Origin of the sequence: Pseudactinotalea sp. (assembly GCF_048594945.1) — a bacterium.
Lineage (GTDB): Bacteria > Actinomycetota > Actinomycetes > Actinomycetales > Beutenbergiaceae > Pseudactinotalea.
Genome location: NZ_JBMDXJ010000380.1, coordinates 1 through 3,541 on the forward strand (window position 1 = coordinate 1; position 3,541 = coordinate 3,541).

Annotated in this window: 3 protein-coding genes; all 3 read left to right on the forward strand. The window is 71.0% G+C overall.

The features are described 5' to 3' along the window. The first annotated feature begins 20 nt into the window (after positions 1–20). Positions 21–662, forward strand: a complete 642-nt coding sequence (gene tmk / locus ACOJSN_RS17215) for a dTMP kinase (protein ID WP_420113717.1) — start codon at positions 21–23, stop codon at positions 660–662. Continuing rightward, positions 659–1,873: a DNA polymerase III subunit delta' gene (locus ACOJSN_RS17220; protein ID WP_420113715.1), complete on the forward strand. Its 1,215-nt coding sequence runs from the start codon at positions 659–661 to the stop codon at positions 1,871–1,873. Before tmk ends, ACOJSN_RS17220 begins: the two co-directional genes overlap by 4 nt. Before the next feature lie 68 nt (positions 1,874–1,941). Continuing rightward, positions 1,942–3,456 (forward strand): alpha/beta hydrolase, encoded by a 1,515-nt coding sequence (locus ACOJSN_RS17225; RefSeq protein WP_420113716.1) that lies wholly within the window; start codon positions 1,942–1,944, stop codon positions 3,454–3,456. Positions 3,457–3,541 lie beyond the last annotated feature (85 nt).

Consider the following 3,541-nt stretch of genomic DNA (forward strand, 5'->3'; position numbering starts at 1 on the left):
TGTCGGCGGCTGCGGCTACTGTGTGGCGGGTGCCCGGGCTCTTCATCTCCTTCGAAGGCGGCGACGGCGCGGGCAAGTCCACGCAGCTTGCCCGCCTCGCCGCGTGGTTGCGTGAGCAGGGGCGTGAGGTGGTCGCCACCCGGGAGCCTGGCGGGACCGTGCTGGGGAACCAGCTGCGCGATCTCGTGCTGCACGGCGAGGACGTCGACGAGCGCACCGAGGCGCTCCTGTACGCCACCGACCGCGCCCACCACGTGGCCACCGTGGTGCGGCCCGCACTCGCGCGCGGAGCAGTCGTGCTGACCGACCGCTACCTCGACTCCTCGGTCGCGTACCAGGGTGGCGGGCGAGGTCTGACAGCGGAACGGGTCGAGGAGCTCAACCTGTGGGCGGTCGACGGACTGCTGCCCGCGCTCACCGTGCTGCTCGACCTCGATCCGGCGCACCTGCCCGCACGCCTCACCGGCGCACCGGACCGGCTGGAGCGCGCGGGCGCCGAGTTCCATGCCCGTACCCGGGAGGCGTTCCTCGAGCGAGCGGCCGCCCACCCGGATCGGATCGTGGTGCTCGATGCAGCGGCACCCGTCGACGAGCTCGCCGCGACCGTCCGGGACCACGTCGCCCGACTCCTCACCGGCCCAGGGCGAGAGGACGGGAGATGAGTGCACCAGCGAGTGAGGACCGGAGCGAAGTGAGGACCGGAGCGAGCGTCGGTGCGCGACCAGCCGGCACTAGCCTGTGGGACGCCGTCGTCGGACAGGACGATGTGGTGGCGACTCTCACCTCGGCGGCCGCACGTCCGGAGACGATGACGCACGCGTGGCTGATCACCGGGCCGCCCGGGTCGGGTCGTTCGGTCGCGGCGCGCGCGTTCGCTGCGGCGCTGCAGGCGCCCGATGACCCGGAGGGCACCTCCCACGAGGCGCGCACGGCGTTCAACGGCACGCATGCCGACGTCACCGTGCACGTGACCGAACGTCTGATCATCACGATCGACGAGGCGCGCACGCTCGTGGACACCGCCTACCGCGCGCCTGCGCAGGGGCGCTGGCGGGTCATCATCATCGAGGATGCCGACCGCATCGCCGAACGCACCTCCAACGTGCTGCTCAAGGCGATCGAGGAGCCGCCGCCGCGCACCGTGTGGCTGCTGTGCGCGCCGAGCCCGATGGACATGCTGCCGACCATCCGATCGCGGTGCCGGCAGATCAACCTCCGCGTGCCCGACCCTCAGGCGGTCGCCGACCTGCTGGTGCAGCGCGACGGCGTGGAGCCGGCCCTGGCGCTGGAGTGTGCGCGCGCGGCGCAGAGCCATATCGGCGTCGCCAGCAGGCTGGCGCGGAACCCGGAGGCGCGCGCCTACCGGGAGCGCGTGCTGCGGATCCCGTCGCGGATCCGGGGCGTCGGCGACGCGGTGCTGGCCGCCGGCGAGCTCGTCGACGAGGCCACCGAGCAGAGCAAGCTCGCCACCACCGAGCGCGACGCCGAGGAGCGGGTGGAGCTGATGCGCAACCTCGGCGTGACCGAGGGGGAGAAGCTGCCGCCGTCGCTGCGTTCGCAGCTCCGCCAGCTCGAGGACGACCAGAAGCGCCGCGCCCGTCGTGCCCTGCTCGACACGATCGATCGCGCGCTGGTCGACCTGCTGTCGTACTACCGCGACGTGCTCGTGACGCAGCTGGGCAGCGACGTGCACCTCGTCAACACCGCCGCGGAGCTCAGCATCCGCGAGCTCGCCGGCGACTCCACCTCCGAGCAGTCGCTTCGACGCATGCAGGCGATCGGCCGCACCCGCGCCCGGTTCGACGAGTTCGGCACGATCGCGCCGCTGCTCGCGATCGAGTCGCTGTTCATCGCCCTCCGGCCACAAGGCTGAGGTGACCGGGCAGACCTGCCCGGGCTACGCCGTCGGGCATCGAGCCCAGACATCCATAGACTGACCGGGTGCGAGTGAGGACAGGGGCCGGCATTGCCGTGCTCGCGACGGCGGTGGCACTGGTGGCCGGGTGCGCGGCACCCGCGCCCATGATCCAGCCCGGGGGTGTGAGCCTCGACGGCAGCGTGCCGCCCGAGCTGGAGGAGTTCTACGCCCAGGACGTGGCGTGGGAGGGATGCGGATCGGGCTTCGACTGCGCGAGCGTCGAGGTGCCGATGAACTACGCGGACCCCACCGGCGAGACCATCGAGATCGCGCTCAAGCGTTTCAACCACACCGGCGACGGGCCGGCGCTCGGGACGTTGTTCATCAACCCGGGCGGCCCTGGTGGCTCGGGTGTGGAGCTCGTGGAGGGCGCGTCGGGCATCTTCTCGCGGCCGGTGCGTGAGGGCTATGACATCGTCGGGTTCGATCCTCGCGGTGTGGGCGACTCGCACGGGGTGCGCTGCTACACCACCGAGCAGCTCAACGAGTGGTACGAGAAGCTCTACGACCTCGAGACCGACGCGGGATGGGACGACTACGTCGCCGACGCCACCGCCTACGGCGAGGCGTGCCTGGAGAACACCGGGCCGCTGATGGAGTTCCTTGACACGGTCAGCGCCGCGAAGGACCTCGACATCCTGCGCGGCACCGTGGGCGAGGAGACGCTCACCTACTTCGGGTTCTCCTACGGCACCTTCCTGGGTGCCACCTACGCCGAGCTGTTCCCGGCCCGGGTGGGCCGACTCGTGCTCGACGGTGCGGTGGACCCCTCGCTCAGCTACGCCGAGCTCACGGCGGGCCAGAACGTCGGGTTCGAGCGGGCGTACCGGTCCTACCTTGAGGACTGCCTGGCCGGCGCGGACTGCCCGTTCAGCGGCACGGTCGACCAGGCCTGGGACCGCAGCGTGGAGCTCCTCGCTGACCTTGCGGCGAACTCGATCGACAGCGGCGACCCCGACCGGCCAGTCAACGACAGCGAGGTGATCAGCGCGATCATCATGTCGATGTACAACCCGGGCTGGTGGCCCACGCTGAGCGAGGCGCTCGGGCTGGTCATGGAGGGTGACGGCAGCCAGGCGCTGCTGATGTCCGACATCTCCTCCGACCTCGATGACAACGGCAACTACCCCGAGGACCAGGGTGCGTTCCGGCTGATCGACTGCCTCGACTACCCGGTGACGACCGATCGCGCCGAGATCACCGCCAACGCCGATGCGCTCATCGAGGCGAACGATCTGTTCGGGCAGTACTTCGGCTACGGCGAGGTGGGCTGCTTCACGCTCCCGTTCACCTCCGGCGCCGTGCGCGATGAGATCACCGCCCCCGGCACCCCGCCGATCCTGGTGATCGGCACCACCCGCGACCCCGCCACCCCGTACGAATGGGCGGAGTCGCTGGCCGACCAGCTCGAGCAGGGCATCTTCCTCGGCTACGACGGCGACGGCCACACCGCCTACGGCGCGGGTTCGTGCATCGACACCGCCGTGGACGAGTTCCTCCTCGACGGCACCGTCCCGCAGGACGGCCTCACCTGCTGATTCGACCACCCCGCTCCGCCCGGGTACAGTAGGCGGTCGCCGGGTCCTGCCCGGCAGCGCCGCCTTAGCTCAGTCGGCAGAGCGA